Source organism: Microbacterium sp. G2-16M (genome assembly GCF_055809115.1).
On record NZ_CM147897.1, the window covers coordinates 1,876,578 to 1,896,521 of the forward strand.

Genomic DNA, 19,944 nt, shown 5'->3' on the forward strand with positions numbered 1-19,944 from the left:
TCAGGGTAGCGTGACCGGCGGCTCTCAGTGCACGATTGCGGTCGGCGCAGTGGGCAGCGCCGTGCCCAGGTACGCCCCCTCGCCCTCCAGCCGACGCTGCAGCTCGGCCACATCGACGGCGGCGGATGTCACGCCCGCACCGAGCGCCAGGTCGGCGGCGGTGCCCGCGGCCTGGCCCATGACGAAGCACGGGCCGGTGACCCGGCCGGAGGACTGGCCGCGCTGCGTCATCGAGGCGCAGCGCCCGGCGACCAGGAGGTTGTCGACCTGCTGGGGCACCAGCATCCGATACGGCAGCTGGTTGAAGCCGCGCGAGTCGGCCGGCGCGAAGCGGAACTCGACGTCGCCGATCACATGCGCCTCGACCGGCCACCCGTTCACGCCGATGGTGTCGTCGAAGTCGGCGCAGCCGAGCACGTCCTGCTCGGTCAGCTGGTAGGGCCCGACGATGCGCCGGGTCTCGCGGATGCCGATCTGCGGCGCGATGTCGACCACGTAGGAGTCCTCGAAGCCGGGGGTGCGCTCGCGGATGAACGCGAACGTGTCGCGCACCTGACGGCGTCCCTGGATCTCGCCGCGGGTGAGCTGGCGCACGTCCGTCCCGTCGATGGCCGAGCCGTCTTCGTTCGAGAGCTGGGTCAGGTTGGAGCGCCACTCCAGCGGGTTGCGCTGCGGCCGGACGATCGGCTTCTTGCGCGGGAAGCTGTGCGTCCCGGCGGCCTCGGCGTCCTCCATCAGTGTCCGGATGGTCTTCCACGCCGGCCCGGCCTGCACCGGGTCGACGCCGTTGATCCGGAACATCAGCGACGGGTAGAGCAGGTGCTCGCTCCGCTCGAACGGGGCGCCGGCCCAGGCCGCGACATCCCCGTCGCCGGAGGCGTCGATGAAGAATCGTCCGCGCACCAGGCCGGCGCCGGACTTCGACTCGACCACCACGCCGTCGATGCGACCCAGATCGTCGTGCACGAGGCCCTGCACCGCCGCGTGGAAGAGCAGCTCGGCGCCGGAGGCCAGCACGAGATCGTCGGCGGCCATCTTGTAGGCGGAGATGTCGAACGCCTGCGCCATGATGCGGCCCTCCACCGACAGGTGGGGTTCGCTCAGCCCGTCCAGCCGCTCGAGGCGCTCGAGCAGCTCGTCGGCGTAGCCTCGGATGACGCGCACGTCCTCGCCGTGGACCCGGGCGTGCAGCCCGCAGAACGTGCTGAGTCCGCCCATCGTGCCGGCGCCGCCGAGGAAGCCATACCGCTCGATGAGCAGGGTCGAGCGGCCGGCCCGGGCGGCCGCGGTGGCGGCCATGATCCCGGCGGGGCCGCCGCCGACGACGACGACCTCGTACTCGCCGATCACCGGCACCTCGCGTGCCGGCAGGGTCACGGTGGCGCTCATGCCGAGGTCTCCGCCCCGGCGAACGACGCATGGTCGTCGTTCTCGCACGCCCCGCAGGCCCGGCAGCCGAGCACCGCGCCGCAGGAGAGCGGCTGGACCAGCTCGCGGTACTGGTCGAGGTAGCCGCCGCCGGTGTCACGCTGCTCGGTGGGAGCGTAGGGCTCTCGCGCCGCGAGCTCGTCGGCCGGCACGCGCAGGTCGAGCGTCCCGGCGGCCAGGTCGATGTGGATCACGTCCCCGTCGCGCACCCGGCCCAGCGGTCCGTCGGCGACGCCCTCGGGCGAGACCTCGCCCACGGTGATGCCCTGGTTGACCAGCCCGCTGAACTGTCCGTCGGTCACGAACGCGACCTTGTCGGCCAGCCCGCGGGCGTTCAGCGCGAAGATGAACGACGAGGTGAAGCCGAGGGCCGGCCCGCCGACTGCTCCGATCCCGCGGATCACCGCGACGTCGCCGGGCTGCAGCGTCCCGTCCGTGATCGCGGCGATCCCCTGCTCGCGGCTGCCGAACACCCGCGCCGGGCCGGTGAACTGCTTCGGACCGGGGTCGGGCACCGGGCGCTTGGCGACTCCGCCGCCCGGTGCGAGCGAGCCGCGCAGCACGACGATCGCCGGGTCGGTGCTGTACGGGCGGTCCAGCGACCGGATGATGCTCCCGTCCGCCGGGACCGCGGCATCCGCGTTCTCGGCGAGCGTCTTCCCGGTGACGGTCAGCTGCCCGCCGTCCAGCAGCGGCATCAGCTCGCGCAGCACGGTGGCCCCGCCGCCGGCGTCCTCGAACTCCTCGGTGAGGGTCGGTCCGTTCGGGCGCACCGCGCACAGCACCGGGGTGGACCGGCCGAGGACGCGGTACTCCTCCCACACGTCGATGTCGACGCCGGCTTCGACGGCGATCGCCTGCAGGTGCTTGATCGTGGTGGTCGAGCCGCCGACCGCGAGCATCGCGCGCACGGCGTTGCGCACCGAGCCGGCGGTGATGATGTCGCGGGGGCGGATGTCGCGCTCGATCATCGCGACCAGGGCCGCCGCCGACCGGCGGACGCTGTCCCACATCGGCTCGCTGTTGGCCCGGACCGGGGCGGCGCCGGGCACCGCCATGCCGATGGCCTCGGCGACGATGTGCATCGAGTTGGCGGTCGCCAGTCCGGCGCACACCCCCGGTCCCAGGATCGCGTCGTCGGCCAGCTCCTGCAGCGCGTCGGTGGGCTCGTGGGTGACGGCGGCCATCGCCGCCTGCAGGAAGATCTCCTCGACATCGGCGGTGCGCCCCTCGGCGAGTCCGCTGTGCTGGTAGCCGCACGGGATGATCACCGTGGGCACGTTCAGCCGGCCGGCGGCCATCAGGTGGGCCGGGGTGGTCTTGTCGCACGAGCTGAGCGCGATGATCGCGTCCAGCTGCGCGCCCTCGACGGCGACCTCGACGTCGTTGACCATCAGGTCGCGGCTGGAGAGGATGTAGCTGCCGCCGCGTCCGGCGCTGGTGATGAAGTCGGACGGGGCCGCGGTGCGGATCTCGAACGGCAGGACACCCAGCGCGCGCAGCTCGGCCTTCAGCACCGGGACGATGTCGTCCAGGTGCCCGAAGCAGGCGGCGAGGTCGGATGAGCTGTTCACGATCGCGACCTTGGGCTTGTGCAGCTCGTCGGCGCGGATCCCCAGCGGCCGCCATTCGGCGCGCCGCGCGATGCCCAGGGCGGAGGACGGGGAGAAGTTGCTGCGCAGTTCGGTCATGAGTCCCTCATCGACGTCGATGGTGTGCGGATGCCGCCAGTGTACGCATTGCGGTCGCTTGGTCGCAATGCGTGACGTGCAGTCGTCCTCGGTGTTAGCCTGCCCCCGTGCCCGAAGCAACGAAGATTCAGGAACGCGTGTTCGCCGGCGGGGAGTACCTCGACTCCACCAGTGCCGAGCGGGTCACCGCCGCAAACCCGTACGACCGCACCATGATCGGCCATGCGCCGGACGGCTCGCCCGAGGACGTCGACCGCGCCGTGCGCGCGGCGCGCGAGGCGTTCGACCACGGTCCATGGCCGCGCCTGTCCCCCGCCGAGCGCGGCGACTGGATCGACCGACTGGCCGACGAGCTCGAGGCGCGCGCCGGTGAGATCGCCGCGTTCGTCACGGACGAGGTGGGCCAGCCCATCTCCGTCGCGCGCTTCATGAACGGCATCCGTCCCGTCCAGCATCTGCGCTACTACGCGCGTCTGGCGCGCGAGCTCATGGTCGAGGAGGAGCGCGAGAACGTGGACCGCGACGGCACGACGCTGCACCTGCGGCAGCCGCTGGGCGTGGCTGCCCTGATCGTGCCGTGGAACCACCCGCAGTCCTCGACCACGCTCAAGCTCGGCCCCGCACTGGCGGCCGGCTGCACCGTGGTGATCAAGCCGGCGGCCGAGTCGCCGCTGGACATCTTCGCGCTGGCCCGGGCCGCCCAGACGATCGGCCTGCCGCCCGGGGTCGTCAACATCGTCACCGGCGGCCGCGAGACCGGGCAGGCGCTGGTCGCACACCCGGGCGTGGACAAGGTCGCCTTCACCGGTTCCAGCGCCGCCGGCCGTCACATCGCCTCGGTGGCCGGGCAGCGACTGATCCCGGCCACGCTCGAGCTCGGCGGCAAGTCGGCGGCCGTCATCCTCGACGACGCCGACCTGGACGCCGTGCTGGCAAGCCTGCGGGTGGCCTCCTTCGGCAACACCGGGCAGAACTGCAATGCGCTCTCGCGCGTGCTGGTCCCGGCATCCCGCTATGACCGCACGGTCGAGGCGCTCGTCGACCTCGCCCGCGACCTGCGGGTGGGCGACCCGAAGGACCCGGCGACCGAGATCGGTCCGCTCGTCTCGCAGCGCGCGCTGACCCGGGTCACCGGCATGGTCGACGAGGCGCGGGCGACCGGGGCGACGGTGCTCGCCGGCGACACCGCGGCGCCCACGGACGGCTGGTTCTATGCGCCGCGGATCATCACCGGCGCCGACCCGGACAGCCCCATCGCGCAGCACGAGATCTTCGGCCCGGTGCTCTCGGTGCATCCCTACGTCGACGTCGACGATGCCGTCCGCATCGCGAACGCGACGCGCTACGGCCTGGGCGGTGCCGTCTTCAGCGCCGACGAGGGCAGGGCCCTCGAGGTCGCGCGGCGGGTGAAGACCGGATCGATCGGCCTGAACGGGTACCGGCCCGACCTCGGCTCGCCGTACGGGGGCGTGCGCGACTCCGGCATCGGCCGCGAGTTCGGCCCGGAGGCGATCGAGAACTACCGCGAGAGCACGTCGGTCTTCCGCTGACGTCTTCCGCCGACGCCTTCTGAGCGGGGCGGATGCCGGGGCTCCCGCATCCGTCGTGTTTCAGGTAGCCTGAGATTGAGCGTCGATGCTCACCAGCAATGGTCCGAAGGAGGAGCAATGCCCATCACGTCCCGCGCCGCGATCGTGCGCGAAGTCCCCGGCGAGTTCGAACTGGCCGATGTCCTGGTCGACGAGCCGAGGCAGAACGAGATCCGGGTGCGGATGGTCGCCGCCGGCATGTGCCACTCGGACTACCACATGATGACCGGCGACAGCGTGGCCGGACACCTGCCGATGGTGTGCGGGCACGAGGGCACCGGCATCGTCGAGTCGGTCGGGCCGAACACGCCGGGCTGGGAGGTCGGCGAGGCCGTCGTGTTCACCTGGATCCCCAGCTGCGGCAAGTGCCGCTGGTGCACCTCGGGCATGACGAATCTGTGCGACCGGGGCCGCTACCTGCTGGCCGGGCACCGGTTCGACGACGAGGACAGCTACCGGTTCGCGCTGCCGGACGGCACGCCCGTGGGCCAGATGTGCCAGGTCGGGTCGTTCTCGGAGCACACCCTGGTCTCGGTGGACTCGGCGATCAAGCTGCCCGCCGGCGCCGATCTGGAGAAGGTCTGGCTGCTGGGGTGCGGTGTGGGCACCGGATGGGGCAGCGCCGTGTACGCCGCCGAGACGCAGCCGGGCGACGTGGTGATCGTGATGGGCGTGGGCGGTGTCGGCATCAACGCCGTGCAGGGCGCGCATCACGCCGGCGCGGTCGCGGTGATCGCCGTGGACCCGGTCGAGTTCAAGCGCGAGTCGGCGCTGCGGCTGGGCGCCACGCATGCGTTCGCGACGATGGACGAGGCGGCCGACTTCGCCCGCTCGATCACGAACGGCCAGGGCGCCGATCGGTCGATCGTGACCATCGGGGTGGTGCGCGGCTCGCATGTGGCCGAGGCGGTCTCGGCGATCCGCAAGGGCGGGGTGGCGGTGGTCACCGGGATCGCACCTGACGACGAGACCGGCATCCCGATCAGTCCGCTCGAGCTCACCCGCTACCAGAAGCGCATCCAGGGCACGATCTACGGACACGCCAACCCGCAGGCCGATGTGCCCCGCCAGCTGCAGATGTACGACGCGGGCCAGCTCAAGCTCGACGAGCTGATCACCCGGATGTATCCGCTCGAGGACATCAACCAGGGCTACCGGGACATGATCGAGGGTCGCAACATCCGCGGCGGCATCCTCTTCTGACCCCGCCTCGCGCCTCCCCCGTCTCCCTCCCGTCAGTCGCCGACTTGCCAGAATCGGCTGCTTCGAGCGCGACCATAGCGACCACTTGTGACGGGTCACGCGTCGGAGGCGGTCGGGAGGGGGCAGGGCGCGAGCCGGGCGCAGCCAGCGGACTGCCGCGTTAGGATCGCCGCAGACCCGTGCCGGCACGAAGACCCCTCTTCCGTCAGCCGGACGCGGGTCGAAGGAGAGGAGTCGCCCGCACATGCGCGGAGACGTCGATGACATACGGGTGGCTCTCCTCGCTCGGGTGACCGCCGCCTTCGACGCGGAGATCGAGCACCATGCGCCGACGGCCTCGATCGCCTGGGATGCCTGGCCGACGGTTTCGGATCTGATCGGTCACCTGGGGCAGATCCACCTGTGGGCGGCCCGGATCGTGAGAACCGGGAACAACGTTCCCCGGAAGACGCTGCCGCCGCCACCGGTCGGAGACAGGCGACGGTGGTACGGGGACTGCCGGCGCGAACTGCTGGCGGCGCTGACGGAGACGCCGCCCGAGCGCCCGTGCTGGGTGCTGGGTGAGTCCGCGGAGGGCGAGGCGCGCTTCTGGAGCCGGCGCCTCGTCTATGAGAGCGTCAAGCACCTCACGGATCTGCGCGCCGCCGGCGGCGCATCATGGCGCCCCGCACCCGAGCTCGCACCGGTCGACTACGCAGACGGGATCGACGAGCTGTTCGAGGTGTTCCTCCCGCGGAGTCGCCCGTCGCTGGACCCGCTGCCGGAGCCCGTGACGCTCGCCGCCACCGACATCGAACGCACGTGGACGATCGCCCGGGATTGGCGTGTCGCCGACGCCGCACCGGAGGCGGGAGGGGCCAGGGTCACTGCTTCCGTCGCCGATCTCGCGCTGTTCGTGTGGGAGCGCGCCGATCCGGGCCGCCAACCGGAGCGGTTTCTCATCGAGGGCGGGGATGCTGCGGTCGCGGCGCTCGCGAACGCGTCCGTGCACCCCTGACCAAGCCGTGGGGCCGGCCCGGTCAGGGGGCGGGGCGGTAGAGGTGGGGGTTCGCGCCGAGGTAGCCGCGCGCGATGCGGTCGGCGGCGACGCGCAGCACCGGCACGACGTCACGGGTGAGGGATGCCTCGTCCTGCCGCACCGTGGTCGAGGACACCCCGAGCGCCCCGACCGCTTCGCCGCCCACGGTGATCGGCACGGCGGCGGCGACCATGCCGGGGTTCAGCTCCTCGACCGACACGTCGTAGCCCTGGGTGCGCACCTGCGCGATCCGCGCGCGCAGGGCCGCGGCATCCGTGATCGTGTGCGGGGTGTGCGGCTCCCAGTCGACCTCGGCCAGGGCGCGGGCGAGCGCGGCCTCGCCGAGTCCCGCCAGCAGCACCTTGCCCACGGCGGTGGCCGACGCGGGCAGGCTCATCCCGACCCGGACCGCCCCGGGCAGCGGGCGGTGATCCTCGACGCGCGCGACGTGGATCACATCCGCGCCGCTGAGCACCCCCAGACTGCACGTCTCGCCGAGCTGCGCGACCACGTCGTCCATCGTGGGGCGGGCGATCTCGGGCAGCGACGAGTCGGCGAAGTACGCGGCGCCGAGCTCGAGGATGCGCGGGGTCAGACTCCACAGGCCGCGCTGCCCGCGCATGTAGCCGAGGTGCTCGAAGGTCAGCAGGATGCGGCGCACCACCGGCCGCGGCAGACCCGCACGGGCCGCGATGTCGCTCGCCGACAGGGGCGCCGAGCGCCCGTCGAAGACACGCAGCACGGCGATGCCGCGCTCGATGCTCTGCACGCGGTCGCGCGATCGCTCTGTACGCTCTGCGGTCACGGCCTCATCCTAGGGTGCGCACCGGTGGCGGGATGCCGCGGTCTGGCGCGTCCGCCCATTATCAGGTAGCCTGATACTCAGAGCGAAGATGCTCCGCGTGCGAACGCGATGCGACGAGGCGAGAGAGGCACCATGGCCGAGAACCCCGTGTCCGTGACGATCGACGAGCTGCCCCAGTTGGCGGGCCGCACGTTCGGTCCGTCCAGCTGGAAGACGATCACGCAGGAGGAAGTGAACCTCTATGCGCAGCTGTCGGGCGACGACAATCCCATCCACGTGGATGCCGACTTCGCGGCGGCCACGCCGTTCGGCACCCGCATCGTGCACGGACTGCTCACCCTGAGCCTGGTCGTCCCGCTGATGCGCGAGGTGTTCACGATCACCGAGGTGGGGATGGGCATCAACTACGGCCTGAACCGCGTGCGCTTCCCCTCGCCGGTGCCGGTGGGCTCGCGCATCCGCGTGACCGGCGAGGTCTCCAATGTGACCGAGGTCGCCGGCGGCTGGCAGATCGAGGTGCCGATCACGTTCGAGATCGAGGGCGGCGCCAAGCCGGCGTGCGTGGCCGAGCTCGTCCTGAGGTACTACAAGTGAGCGCGCCGATCCGCCTGGACGGCAAGGTCGCCATCGTCACCGGCGCCGGCCGCAGCCTCGGCCGCGCCTACGCCCTCGCCCTGGCCGACGCCGGCGCCGCCGTGGTCGTCAACGACGTCGACCCCGAGACCGCCGCGCAGACCGTGGCCGACATCGAGGCCGCCGGCGGCCGTGCCACTGCCGTGGTCGCCCCGGTCGGGCCGACCGAGACCGCCGACGCGCTGGTGGCGGCGGCCGTGGGCGAGTTCGGCCGGCTCGACGTCCTGGTCGCCAACGCCGGCGTGCTCCGCGACCGCGTGCTGTGGAAGATGGGGGACGACGACTTCGACCTGGTCATCGAGACCCACCTGCGCGGCACGTTCACCTGCGGGCGCGCGGCCGCGACCCGCCTGCGCGAACAGGGCACCGGTGGCCGCATCATCCTGATCGGCTCGCCGGCCGGACAGTTCGGCAGCTTCGGCCAGACGAACTACGCCGCCGCGAAGGCCGGCCTGGTCGCGATGGCCCGCACCTGGTCGCTGGAGCTGGCCCGAGCCGGGATCACCGCCAACGCGGTGATCCCCACCGCCCTGTCGCCGATGACCGCCACGATCCCCGCGTACACCCAGGTGTACGAGGACTATGTCGCCGGGGCCGACATCCCCACCGAGTATCGCCGCGATCACGCCCTCGGCACCCCGGAGGACGTGGCATCCCTCATCGTCTGGCTCGCATCGGATGCCGCCGCCGACGTCACCGGTCAGGCCATCGGCATCGGCGGCGACCGACTGACCCTGTACTCCCACCCCGCCGTGCTGCGCACGCTCGACGAGGACGGCGGGTGGAGCCCGGATCAGATCGACGAGGCATGGCACGCCGACCTGGCCGCGCACGCCCAGCACTCCGGGCCGCAGGATTGACCCATGCGAGCACACTACGCAGACCTGTGGCAGGCCGTCGCACGCGCCCTGCCCGACCGCACGGCCCTGCAGAGCATCGACGGCGAGCGCTGGACGTATGAGCGCTTCGCCCGCGAGTCCGGCGCCCTGGCGGCATCCCTGGGCGCGCACGGCGTGCGCCCGGGCGATGCCGTCGCGATCCTTCTGTACAACCGTCCCGAGTTCCTGATCACGTTCTTCGCCTGCCTGGCCAGCGGGATGATCCCGGTGCCGCTGAACTACCGGCTGCGCGCGGGCGAGGTCGCCGCACTGCTGGACGACTCCGGCGCCGCGGTGCTGATCCACCCGACCTCGCTCACGCCGGTGGCGACGGATGCCGCGGCCCAGGCCGCCGGCGACGTGCTGCTGCTGAGCGTCGTCGACGACGACACCGCGCCCGCGCCGGGTCTGAGCTGGGCGGACGCGGTCGCCGGCGACACCCCGCTGCCGCCGGCCGCCCCGGACGGCGCCGAGCTGTGGATCTACACCGGCGGGACGACCGGCCGCCCCAAGGCGGTGCGCTGGGACGAGCAGGACATGTTCGAGGTGCAGATGTTCGCCACCTACTCGCTCTCCGAGCGCCCGTGGCCGCACACCCTCGACGAGGCCGTGGCCATCGCGAGCGACCGCTCGTATCCGCCGATGGTGAACCTGCCGTTGGCGCCGTTCATGCACGGCACGGCGCTGACGACGTCGATGAACACCCTCACGATCGGCGGCACCGTGCTGATCACCGGCTCGGCCCGGCTGGACGCCGAAGCCGCCGTGCGATTCGCCAACGTTGCGCACGCGACCCGGGTGATCGTCGCCGGCGACGCGGTGACCATCCCGCTGGTCGACGCCGCCGAGCGGCTGGGCGTGCGTCTGGAGACGGTCACGTCGGTGATGAGCTCGGGCATGCGGTTCAGCCCGGAGAGCAAGCGCCGGCTGCACGAGCTCGGCGATCTTTCCATCTTCGACCTGCTGGCCTCGACCGAGGGCGGCGGGTTCGCCGTGACCACCACGACCGGCGTCGACGATCTGCCGGGGCGGCCGCAGCTGTTCCCGACCGCGGTCGTGCTGGACGAGCAGCGGCACGAGATCCAGGACCGGCCCGGGGCGCTGGGCGTGCTCGCCCAGCGCGGCGCACTGCCGCTGGGCTACCACGGCGACGCCGAGAAGACGGCGGCCACCTTCCCGATCATCGACGGCGTCCGTCACGTGGTGCCCGGCGACTGGGTCCGGGTGGAGGACGACCGTCACATCGAGTTCCTCGGCCGCGGCAGCGGCGTCATCAACACCGGCGGCGAGAAGGTCTACCCGCTCGAGGTCGAGGAGGCGCTGCTGTCCCATCCCGCCGTGGCGGACGCGGTCGTGCTCGGCGCCCCGGACCCCCGGTTCGGCGAGGTCGTGACGGCGGTGGTGCAGCGCGGAGCGGACGTCACCCCGGACGAGCTGCTCGCCCACGTGGACAGCCTGCTGGCCGGGTACAAGAAGCCGCGGCACATCCTGTTCCGCGCCTCCATGGACCGCACGCCCACCGGCAAGGTCGACATCGGCTCGCTGCGGGACGAGGTCGTGCGCGATCGCAACCAGAAGGGGTCCGCATGACCGATCTCGACCGCATCCGCGCCATTGACACCCATGTGCACATCCAGGTCGATGACAGCGGCCACTTCGGCGCATCCGACGAGCAGCGCGAGGCGATGGACCGCTACTTCGGCAGCGGCGAGCCGACCCGCACCGTCGATGAGACCGCCGCGTACTACCGCGAGCGCGACATGATGGCCGTGGTGTTCACGGTGGATGCCACCACCAACACCGGTCATGCCCCGAACAGCATCGACGACATCGTGGCGGGCGCGGCGCGCAACGCCGACACCCTCATCGCGTTCGGGTCGGTCGATCCGCTGCAGGGCGACGCGGCGCTGGCCGAACTGCACCGGCAGGCCGGCGACCTCGGGGTGCGGGGGTTCAAATTCCATCCGACGGTGCAGGGCTTCGACCCGTCGGCGCCCGAGTTCGACCCGCTGTTCGCCGCCATCGAGCAGCTGCGTCTGCCGATCGTCGTGCACACCGGGCAGACCGGGGTGGGTGCAGGCGTCCCGGGAGGACTGGGTCTGCGGCTGGGCCTGTCCAACCCGATGCTGCTGGACGACGTCGCGGCACGGCATCCGGAACTCCCCATCATCCTGGCGCACCCCAGCGTCCCATGGCAGGACGAGGCGATCTCGATCGCGACGCACAAGGCGAACGTGTGGATCGACCTGTCCGGGTGGTCGCCGAAGTACTTCAGCCCGGCGCTGGTGCGCGCCACCCGCACCTATCTGAAGCACAAGATGCTCTTCGGCTCGGACTTCCCGGCGCTCACCCCCGACCGCTGGCTGCGCGACTTCGCCGGGCTCGAGCTGCCCGACGAGGTGGTCCGGCTCGTGCTCAAGGACAACGCCGTGCGCCTGCTGGGGCTCGAAGGGGGATCATGACCGACGGCCCCGTGGAACTGGACTATCCCGGAGACCTGCTCGGCTTCGCCGACGATCTGACCGCCGCCGAGAAGGCGAAGCTGGCCGAGCTGCGCGCGTACTTGGACGAGAACGTGCGTCCGGTACTCGTGGAGCGGTGGGAACGCGGCGACAACCTCGCCGACTTCCGCCGTCCTCTGGCCGCGCTGCATCTGCTCGATGCGCCCGAGCTCCTCGACGACGAGGGGATGCTGCGCCCGCTGTACCGCGGATTCGTCACCCTCGAGCTGTGCCGGCTGGATCTGGCCATGTCGATCACGTACGGCGGCCAGGTGGGCATGTTCCGCACCCTCGTCCACGCCGGCGGCAGCCCGGAGCAGATCGCCGCCTGGGACCCCGGCATCCTGGACTTCAGCTTCACCGGATGCTTCGCCCTGAGCGAGCCGGACCACGGCTCGGATGTCGCCGGCGGGATGGCCACGACCGCGCGGCGCACCGCGGACGGCTGGGTGATCGACGGCGCCAAGCGCTGGATCGGCAACGCCACGATCTCGGACAACCTCGTCATCGTCGCCCGCGAGGCCGACGGGGATCGTGTGCTCGCGTTCGTCGTGCCCGCCGACTCTCCGGGCGTGCGCCGCACCGTGATCGCGCACAAGGGCGCGGCACGGCTCGTGCACAACGCCGACATCCTGCTCGAAGGCGTGCTCGTGCCCGAGGAACGACGCCTGCCGCGGATCGAGGGGTTCCGCGACATCAACCGGGCATTCCGCCGACTGCGGGCCGACATCGCCTGGAGCTCGGCCGGTATGCAGTTGGGGGCATATGTCGCGGCCCTGCACTATGCGCAGCACCGCGAGCAGTTCGGACGCCCCATCGCCGGCTTCCAGCTCATCCAGGACAAGCTCGTGCAGATCGTCGGCAACATCGCCCAGACGCTCGCGCTCGCGGTGCGCACGACGACCCATCCGATCGCCGACGACGTGTCGGCGAGCCTGGTCAAGCGCGTCGCCGCCGACCGTCTGCGCGAGTCGGTCGCGCTGGCCCGCGAGACGATGGGCGGCAACGGCATCCTGCTCACCGGCGACGCGATGCGCTTCTTCGGCGACGCCGAGGCGATGTACACGTTCGAGGGCACCCGCGAGATCAACACGCTCATCGTCGGCCGAGCGCTGACCGGGCACAGCGCGTTCGTCCGCTGACCGCAGCCGGCCTGTGCGCCGATCAGCGATCGTCGTGTGCGCGGAGCTTTCGGTTCACGGCATCGACGGAACGCAGTATGGACCCGTCCGTGTCGAGCCCGGCGATCAGGCCCTCGACCATCGGCTGGACCAGCTGATCCATGTCGTTGAACATCAGCGGTCCGTCGCCGATCTGCTTCGGCGTCGCCGCAGCGCGCGCCGCCTCATACAGTCCGATCGTGGCGGGCGAGAGGATCTCCCGGGCGTCGTAGGTGTCGCGCATCTGCTTCGCCCTCAGCTCGACCGCCTGCACCGCCACGAACAGCGAGACCGCCAGGAAGTGCGTGAAGACGTCGAGGGTCTCACGTGCAAGGTTGGCCGAGTTCATCGCCTGGCTGTTCACGTTCTGGTTGAACTGCTCCGCATGGGTGGGGAAGCGGTCGACGATCGACTGCCCGTAGAAGCCCATCAGCGGCATCATCTGATTGACCGCCACTTGCAGCGACTTCAGCCCCACGCTCATGCCGTCCATGTGCCCGGTCAACGACGGTGCCAGACCGTGGTTGAACTCGGGTGCCATCAGCAGCGCCGTCTGCACGTCGATGTGCTTCGCCATCAGTCCCAGGTGGTACCGCAGCTGGTCCATCGCGACGCCGGTGTACTGGGCGAGGAAGTTCCCGGTGTGCAGGATCTCGCCGCGCTCCCCGTCGACGAGGGGGTTGTCGCTCGCGCTGTTGGACTCCACCTCGATCTGGCGCTTGACCGTCACCATCCCGTCCACGATGGGTCCGATGTACTGCGGCAGGCACCGCAGCGAGTACCGGTCCTGGATGAGCACCCCCTCCGGGCGATCGCGCGCACCCCCTTCCTCGTTGCGGATGGCCGCCGAACCGGTCACGAGATCGATCATCGCGGCGGCCGTGAAAATCTGGCCCGGGTGCGGCTTGACCGCCTGCACGAACGGGGCGAAGCTCTGGTCCGTCGCCAACAGCGCCTGGGCGTACAGCGCATGCACGCCGAAGCCGACGGAAGCCAGGTCGAAGGCACGGTTCACCGCGACAGCCGCTACCGCGGTGCACGCTGCCGTTCCGTTGTTCAGCGCGAGCCCCTCCTTCGGCTGCAGCTCGAGGGGCTCCAGGCCGAGTCGTGCGAGAACGGTGAGCGCGTCCAACTCCTCCCCCTCGTAGTCCACGAGGAACCCGGCGTCAAGCCCGAGGATCGCGCCCGCGATGTAGCTCAGCGGCACGAGGTCGCCGCTGGCTCCGATCGAGCCTCGCTGGTACACCTGCGGCACGGCGTCCGCATTCAGGAATGTCGCGTACCGCTGGACGATCTCGAGGCGGATTGCCGATGCCCCCTTCACGAGCGAATTCGCGCGCAGCAGCATCGCCGCGCGCACCTCCTCGGCGGGAAGCCGCGGCCCGGTCGCCGTCTTGTGCTGCCAGAGCGCCAGTCGCTGCAGCTCGACGAGCTGGTCGGCCGGCACGTGGTGGTCGGCCATGGCGCCGAACAGGGTCGAGACCCCGTAGACCGCCTCACCGCGGGCCAGCGCATCACGCACGACGTCCCTCGACCGCTCCATCCGTGCCCGCACGTCCGGATCGCCGGTGATCTCCACCGGTTCGCCATTGGCCACAGCGGCGATCTGCTCGACCGAGAGCCCCTCACCCGAGATGATGACAGTCATAATCCATCCGTTCCGCATCGGTGCCCGGACCTTCGTCGGTCCGGGACAGGCGAATCACGCCTCCCTGCGATCGTGCCCCGGCCGACAGCGCGGACGGAAACAGCGAGTGCGTCCGGATAGACAATCCCGAGTTGTGAAAGGGATCGGCCGTGTCAGCGGCCGGGATGCTCGATCGATGACACGAGTGCGGTCTCCCGCTCTCGCACGCGGCGTGCCGCGTCGACGAAGTCGCGGATGAGCGGACTCTCCTGATCAGCCCGCCACGCGATCGCGCACTCGGTGCCGGGGACATCCCGGATCGGGACGAACCGGACATCCGGATGCGGGGTCAGCCGGGCCGCACAGGCGGACGAGATGCTCAGGGCACGTCCGGAGGCGACGATCTCGATCTCCTCGGCGTGGGAACGGGCGAGGATCGGGGCAGGCATGGGGGTCGCGCGATGATCGGCCAGGGTCCAGAACCGGTGATAGCGCTCATCGGTGGCGTTGCTGACCGTGATCCGCTCGCCGAGCAGCTCCGCGACCGCGACATCCGGCTGCGCGGCGATGGGATGGCGGGACGGTACGACCACGACGCGGGGCTCCACGAAAAGTCGCTCGGTGCGCAGTCCGGGAACGTCGATGGGAAGGCGCACGACGGCGACGTCCGAGGAGCGGTCGGCCAGGCCCGCACTCGGGTCGGCGAATGTGAACTGTCGCGTCACGATCTCGGAGCCCGGTCGCGCGTGGCGGAACTCCGCCAGTATCGGCTCGGTCAGTTCCAAGGCACCGAGCACGATGAGACCGAGCTGCAGGATCCCCGGGTCGCCGCGGATCGCCTCCACACCGGCATCCAGCTCGGCGAGTGCTCGGCGGCAGGCCTGCACGAACAGCTCGCCGGCCGGCGTCAGTTCGACGGCGCGGGTCGTGCGCGTGAACAGCGTGACCCCGACCTCGGCCTCGAGCGTGGCGATCTGCTTGCTCAGCGCCTGCTGCGAGACGAACAGCTGCGCCGCGGTACGCCCGAAGTGCAGGTTGTCGGCCAGCGCGACGAACGCGCGGAGGCGCCGGATCGAATCCACAACCATTGATTGTACATCCGGGCAGAGAAGCTGTTTCAGATCCCGCTCCCGCCGCGCAATGATGGCCCAAAGCCGATGTCGTCTGAGCAGAAGTGGTGACCCACCGTGACACAGCGCAGTCGCTCCACATCCCGCCCCGCGCACGTGGTGACGAGCAGCGAGGGAACACCGCTGCTGCAGCTCTCCGACATCCGGGTGTCCTTCGGCCACGTCACCGTCGTGAACGAGGTGTCGCTGGATGTCCACGCCGGCGAGGTGATCGCGCTGATCGGGCCCAGCGGCGCGGGAAAGAGCACCCTGCTGCGCAGCATCAACCGCTTGGAATCGCCGGACTCGGGGACGATGAGCTTCAACGGGCGCATCGTCGGCTCGGATCGCCGCTCCCTGAACGCCCTCCGCCGCGATGTCGGCATGGTGTTCCAGCAGTTCAACCTCTTCCCGCATCTGACCGCGTACGAGAACGTGATGCTCGCCCAGATGCACACGCTGGGCAGATCCAAGGCGGACGCACGCATCCGGGCCGAGCAGGAGCTGACGCGTGTGGGTCTGGCCGAACACGCCGACAAGAAGCCCGCGCAGTGCTCAGGAGGTCAGCAGCAGCGCATCGCGATCGCCCGCGCTCTGGCGATGGATCCTCAGCTCATGCTCTTCGACGAGCCGACCGCCTCCCTGGACCCCGAGCTCAGCGTCGAGGTGCTCAGCACGATGCGCCGGCTCGCGGACGAGGGGATGACGATGATCGTCTGCACCCACGAGATGCAGTTCGCCGAGGACGTGTCCGACCGGGTGATCTTCATGTGCGACGGAGCGATCCTCGAGGAGGGCCCGCCTGAGATCCTGCTGCGCACCCCCCAGCACGCCCGCATCCAGCAGTTCCTCACCGCATATCGAGGCCGATGATGTGGGACCTGCTCGAACTGCTCGCGAGAGGCGTCGGGACGACGGTGCTCATCACGGTGCTGTCGTTCGTCGTCGGGGCCGTGCTCGCGGTTCCCCTCGTGCTCCTGCGGCGATCGCCGAGGAGGTGGCTGCGGCTGCCCGCGCTGGCGGTCGTCGAGCTGACACGCGCCGTCCCACCACTGGTCTGGCTGTTCATCGTGTACTACGGCATCGGCTCGGGTGCGGTCAAGCTCGACACCCTGCAGGCATCGGTCATCGGACTCGGCCTCATCTCGGCCGCGTACCTGACGGAGATCTACCGCGCCGGCCTGGACGGCCTGCCGAAAGGTCAGTGGGAGGCATCCACCGCACTCGGGATGCCACGCCTCGCCTCGGCGCGGACCGTCATCCTGCCGCAGGCGGTGGTGACCATCATCCCGCCTGCGGCGACCTATGCGATCGGCCTGCTGAAGGACAGCGCGGTGGCCTCGGTGATCGGCGCGAAGGACATCACGTTCTATGCCAATCAGCAGACGCAGGTCGATCTCAACGGCCTCGGCAACTTCGCGGTCGCGGGGCTTCTGTACATCGCCCTGAGCATCCCGGTCGCCGTTCTGGGACGCGCCGTGGACCGCCGGCTGTCCAGAAGGCTGGTCGGCGCATGAACGATCTGCTGAGCCAATGGGGCCTCCTGCTGCCCACGCTGCTGCCCGGCCTGCTGGTCACAGCGCAGCTCACGGTGCTCTCCCTCGTGTTCGGCCTCCCCTTCGGCATCGTGCTCGCGGTCGGGACCCTGGCCTCACCCCGCGCCCTCCGCTGGCCGGTGATCACGATCGTGGAGATCGGCCGCGGTCTTCCGGCGCTGATCCTGCTGTATCTGGTCTACAACGGCCTGCCGCAGGTGAACGTGCTGTTGAGCAGCTTTCCCGCCGCGGTGCTGGCCATCGCCCTGACGACGGGCGCCTACTCGGCAGAGGTGTTCCGCGCCGGCATCCAGGCCGTACCGAAGGGACAGCGTGAGGCCAGTCGGGCGTTGGGGCTGAGCAGCTGGAACGAGTTCCGCCTGGTGGTGCTGCCCCAGGCCGTCCGGATCGTCATCCCCCCGCTGATCGGTCTTTCGATCATCACCTTCCAGGGCACATCCCTCGCGTACGCGATCTCCGTGCCGGAGCTTCTCAGCCGCGCCTACAACGCCGGCACCATCACGTTCCAATTCCTCCCGCCGCTCACTCTCGCGGGGATCCTCTACGGGGTCGTCTCACTCATCGGCGTCGCCCTGCTCGGCATCCGTCGGCGCAGACGTCCGCGTCCGCAGATAAGCCACCCCCCGCTGCCGAGCAAGAGCATCCCGTTCTGACGCGGCACACCGACCGCACGACACCCGAACACCACAAGGAGCACCCGATGTCCATCACACGAACTGCGCCGGCCGTGGCCGTCACCGCCATGCTGGCGATCGCGCTGAGCGCATGCGCGGCCACCGCCGCCGGCAGCAGCAGCCCGGCCGACTGCAGCCCCGCCCATGCGGAGCTCGAGACGATCACGCCGGGCACCCTGACGGTCGCCGCGTACGTGTCTCCCCCGTACACGGTCGACGATGGCGGGACGATCAAGGGCGTCGACGGCGACATCGTCGCCAAGATCGCCACAATGGAGTGCCTGACCCTGGACATCTCCTCCGTCGCCGGGGCGGCACTCCCCTCGACGATCGATTCCGGACGCGCCGACATCGCCATCGGAGGCGTATATGCGAGCCCGGATCGAGCCAAGAGCTTCAGCCTCACCGATGCGATGTACCTCGACCAGGCGGCGATCCTCTCCCGTGATGGCATCGACTCGCTGGCGGGCCTGAAGGGCAAGCAGCTCGGCGTCATCCAGGGGTACCTGTGGAACGCGGAGTTCCAGGCCGCACTGGGTGCCGACGCCGTCAAGGTCTACCAGACCTCGGCATCGCTGATCGCCGACATCAAGAACGGGCGGGTGAATGCCGGGGCCTTCACCAGCGCCGAGGCCTCGCTGCGTGCCGCCGAGGACACGGCACTCACGGCCAAGCTGCTCGCGCCCACCGCCGACATCCCCTCCAGTCAGAAGCCGAACGACGTCGTCCTCCTGCTGAACAAGAAGGCGGCCTCGCTCACCGAGGCGATGAATGCGGACATCGCCACGCTGCTCGACGAGGGCAGCATCGCCGACATCCTGAGCGCGAACGGTCTCGACCCGTCGCTCGCGGCGACCGGAAAGTGAATGCGGACGAAATGGGCAGCGGATACTCGCACATCGTCATCGGCGCCGGCGCGATCGGCAGCGCCACGGCGTACGCGCTGGCCGACGCCGGGGCGGACCGCGTGCTCGTGATCGAGCAGTTCGATCTCATCCACGGATTCGGCTCGTCCGGAGATCACTCGAGGATCATCCGTCACGCCTACCAGAGCACTGACTACACCGGACTGACACCGGCGATGTTCCGCGCGTGGGAGACGATCGAGAACAGGTCGGGGATGCAGCTGTACACCCGCACCGGCGGACTCGATCTGGCCCAGACGGGCACTCCCGGTGAGGACGTGCTGTACTCATACAAGGCGGCACTGGATGCCCGATCCCATCCGTACGAGAACCTGACCGTCGACGAGATCAGGGCCCGCTACCCGCAGTGGCGTCTGGACGACGATGTCGTCGGGATCTTCCAGCAGGACGGCGGTCTGCTCGACATCCGTCGAGCGGTCTCGACCATGACATCCCTCGCCCTGTCGGCGGGCGTGACCTTCCTCCCGCGTACGACCGTGACCGGCATCGACGTCCGTGACCGCGGAGTGTCGGTGTCCACCTCGGCGGGCGCCTTCGACGCCGACAACCTCGTGGTCGCCGTGGGGTCGTGGATCCAGGACCTGACCGCGGATCTCGGTCTCGACCTGCCCATCACCCTGTCTCAGGAGCAGGTGACATACGTCGCGACACCGCAGTTGAACGCGTTCCGACCCGAGGACTTCCCCGTCTGGCTGTACCACGGCGAGGCCTACGGCGACTTCTACGGCTTTCCCGTCTACGGAGAGGCCGCCATCAAGATCGGGCGCGACATGCGCGCGCATTTCATCGAACGTGACCAGCGTCGATTCGACCCGGATGCGGAAGAGGCCGCCTACCTCGTGGAGTTTCTGCGACGCCATCTGCCCGATGGCGTCGGCCCGGTCCTCATGAGCCGCACGTGCGTCTACGACCTGACCCCCGATCGCGACTTCATCCTGGACACTCTGCCGGGAAGTCCGCACGTCGCCGTCTTCGTCGGCGCCGGGCACGCGGGAAAGTTCGCAGCCCTCGTCGGCTCGATCCTCGCCGACCTCGTGACGGCCGGGGCGACGGAACACGAGATTTCACCGTTTCAGATCACCCGCGCGGCGCTCACGGACCGGGGGTTCCATCCGGTCTGGGCCTGACCAACCGGCACACTGCTGA

The 19,944-nt window shown here is 70.2% G+C and carries 18 protein-coding genes; 13 read left to right on the forward strand and 5 right to left on the reverse strand.

Annotated elements, in window-relative coordinates:
- Positions 1 to 24 precede the first annotated feature (24 nt).
- Both AC0L6F_RS08890 and AC0L6F_RS08895 read right to left on the reverse strand, forming a co-directional pair.
- Entirely contained in the window at positions 25 to 1,389 is a 1,365-nt protein-coding gene (locus tag AC0L6F_RS08890; protein WP_473537584.1) for an FAD-dependent oxidoreductase, read from the reverse strand.
- Positions 1,386 to 3,119, reverse strand: coding sequence for a dihydroxy-acid dehydratase domain-containing protein (locus tag AC0L6F_RS08895; RefSeq protein WP_274636224.1), 1,734 nt, complete (start codon positions 3,117 to 3,119; stop codon positions 1,386 to 1,388). The genes AC0L6F_RS08890 and AC0L6F_RS08895 overlap by 4 nt, the downstream gene beginning before the upstream one ends.
- Positions 3,120 to 3,226: 107 nt before the next feature.
- Between AC0L6F_RS08895 and AC0L6F_RS08900 the strand changes: the two genes are divergently transcribed.
- The 3 genes from AC0L6F_RS08900 (at position 3,227) to AC0L6F_RS08910 (ending at position 6,908) form a co-directional block, all read left to right on the forward strand.
- Positions 3,227 to 4,669: an aldehyde dehydrogenase gene (locus tag AC0L6F_RS08900; RefSeq protein WP_473537585.1), complete on the forward strand. Its 1,443-nt coding sequence runs from the start codon at positions 3,227 to 3,229 to the stop codon at positions 4,667 to 4,669.
- A 117-nt stretch (positions 4,670 to 4,786) separates the two neighbouring features.
- Positions 4,787 to 5,911, forward strand: coding sequence for an NDMA-dependent alcohol dehydrogenase (locus AC0L6F_RS08905; RefSeq protein ID WP_259612868.1), 1,125 nt, complete (start codon positions 4,787 to 4,789; stop codon positions 5,909 to 5,911).
- Positions 5,912 to 6,182: 271 nt separating this feature from the next.
- Positions 6,183 to 6,908, forward strand: a complete 726-nt coding sequence (locus AC0L6F_RS08910; protein ID WP_274636226.1) for a maleylpyruvate isomerase N-terminal domain-containing protein — start codon at positions 6,183 to 6,185, stop codon at positions 6,906 to 6,908.
- A gap of 22 nt (positions 6,909 to 6,930) precedes the next feature.
- Here AC0L6F_RS08910 and AC0L6F_RS08915 read toward each other — a convergent pair whose 3' ends face one another.
- Positions 6,931 to 7,734 carry an IclR family transcriptional regulator domain-containing protein gene (locus AC0L6F_RS08915; RefSeq protein WP_473537588.1) on the reverse strand — a complete coding sequence of 268 codons (804 nt, stop codon included), beginning with the start codon at positions 7,732 to 7,734 and terminating at the stop codon, positions 6,931 to 6,933.
- A 132-nt stretch (positions 7,735 to 7,866) separates the two neighbouring features.
- Between AC0L6F_RS08915 and AC0L6F_RS08920 the strand changes: the two genes are divergently transcribed.
- Genes AC0L6F_RS08920 through AC0L6F_RS08940 form a run of 5 tightly spaced genes read left to right on the forward strand, consistent with a single transcriptional unit; the run spans position 7,867 to position 12,888 of the window.
- Positions 7,867 to 8,328 carry a MaoC family dehydratase gene (locus tag AC0L6F_RS08920; RefSeq protein ID WP_473537589.1) on the forward strand — a complete coding sequence of 154 codons (462 nt, stop codon included), beginning with the start codon at positions 7,867 to 7,869 and terminating at the stop codon, positions 8,326 to 8,328.
- Positions 8,325 to 9,227: an SDR family NAD(P)-dependent oxidoreductase gene (locus tag AC0L6F_RS08925; RefSeq protein WP_435526257.1), complete on the forward strand. Its 903-nt coding sequence runs from the start codon at positions 8,325 to 8,327 to the stop codon at positions 9,225 to 9,227. Before AC0L6F_RS08920 ends, AC0L6F_RS08925 begins: the two co-directional genes overlap by 4 nt.
- 3 nt (positions 9,228 to 9,230) lie before the next feature.
- The gene (locus tag AC0L6F_RS08930) at positions 9,231 to 10,835 is read left to right on the forward strand and encodes an AMP-binding protein (RefSeq protein WP_274636229.1); all 1,605 of its coding nucleotides are present in this window, start codon (positions 9,231 to 9,233) and stop codon (positions 10,833 to 10,835) included.
- Complete coding sequence (locus tag AC0L6F_RS08935; RefSeq protein ID WP_259612873.1) at positions 10,832 to 11,707, forward strand: amidohydrolase family protein; 876 nt, start codon at positions 10,832 to 10,834, stop codon at positions 11,705 to 11,707. Before AC0L6F_RS08930 ends, AC0L6F_RS08935 begins: the two co-directional genes overlap by 4 nt.
- The gene (locus tag AC0L6F_RS08940) at positions 11,704 to 12,888 is read left to right on the forward strand and encodes an acyl-CoA dehydrogenase family protein (RefSeq protein WP_473537590.1); all 1,185 of its coding nucleotides are present in this window, start codon (positions 11,704 to 11,706) and stop codon (positions 12,886 to 12,888) included. Before AC0L6F_RS08935 ends, AC0L6F_RS08940 begins: the two co-directional genes overlap by 4 nt.
- Before the next feature lie 22 nt (positions 12,889 to 12,910).
- Here the strand turns inward: AC0L6F_RS08940 and AC0L6F_RS08945 are convergent, their stop codons facing one another.
- Positions 12,911 to 14,554: an aromatic amino acid ammonia-lyase gene (locus AC0L6F_RS08945; RefSeq protein WP_473537592.1), complete on the reverse strand. Its 1,644-nt coding sequence runs from the start codon at positions 14,552 to 14,554 to the stop codon at positions 12,911 to 12,913.
- A gap of 152 nt (positions 14,555 to 14,706) precedes the next feature.
- Positions 14,707 to 15,615, reverse strand: coding sequence for a LysR family transcriptional regulator (locus tag AC0L6F_RS08950; protein ID WP_473537593.1), 909 nt, complete (start codon positions 15,613 to 15,615; stop codon positions 14,707 to 14,709).
- Positions 15,616 to 15,720: 105 nt separating this feature from the next.
- Here AC0L6F_RS08950 and AC0L6F_RS08955 point away from each other — a divergent pair, with 105 nt between their 5' ends.
- Genes AC0L6F_RS08955 through solA form a run of 5 tightly spaced genes read left to right on the forward strand, consistent with a single transcriptional unit; the run spans position 15,721 to position 19,925 of the window.
- Positions 15,721 to 16,515, forward strand: a complete 795-nt coding sequence (locus tag AC0L6F_RS08955) for an amino acid ABC transporter ATP-binding protein (protein WP_473537594.1) — start codon at positions 15,721 to 15,723, stop codon at positions 16,513 to 16,515.
- Entirely contained in the window at positions 16,512 to 17,159 is a 648-nt protein-coding gene (locus AC0L6F_RS08960; RefSeq protein WP_259612880.1) for an amino acid ABC transporter permease, read from the forward strand. Before AC0L6F_RS08955 ends, AC0L6F_RS08960 begins: the two co-directional genes overlap by 4 nt.
- A complete protein-coding gene (locus AC0L6F_RS08965) occupies positions 17,156 to 17,851 on the forward strand; it encodes an amino acid ABC transporter permease (protein WP_473537596.1) in 696 nt (231 codons plus the stop codon). Before AC0L6F_RS08960 ends, AC0L6F_RS08965 begins: the two co-directional genes overlap by 4 nt.
- A gap of 47 nt (positions 17,852 to 17,898) precedes the next feature.
- Positions 17,899 to 18,738, forward strand: a complete 840-nt coding sequence (locus tag AC0L6F_RS08970; protein ID WP_473537597.1) for a substrate-binding periplasmic protein — start codon at positions 17,899 to 17,901, stop codon at positions 18,736 to 18,738.
- 11 nt (positions 18,739 to 18,749) lie between these two features.
- Positions 18,750 to 19,925 (forward strand): N-methyl-L-tryptophan oxidase, encoded by a 1,176-nt coding sequence (gene solA / locus AC0L6F_RS08975; RefSeq protein WP_473537598.1) that lies wholly within the window; start codon positions 18,750 to 18,752, stop codon positions 19,923 to 19,925.
- The last annotated feature ends 19 nt before the right edge of the window (positions 19,926 to 19,944 follow it).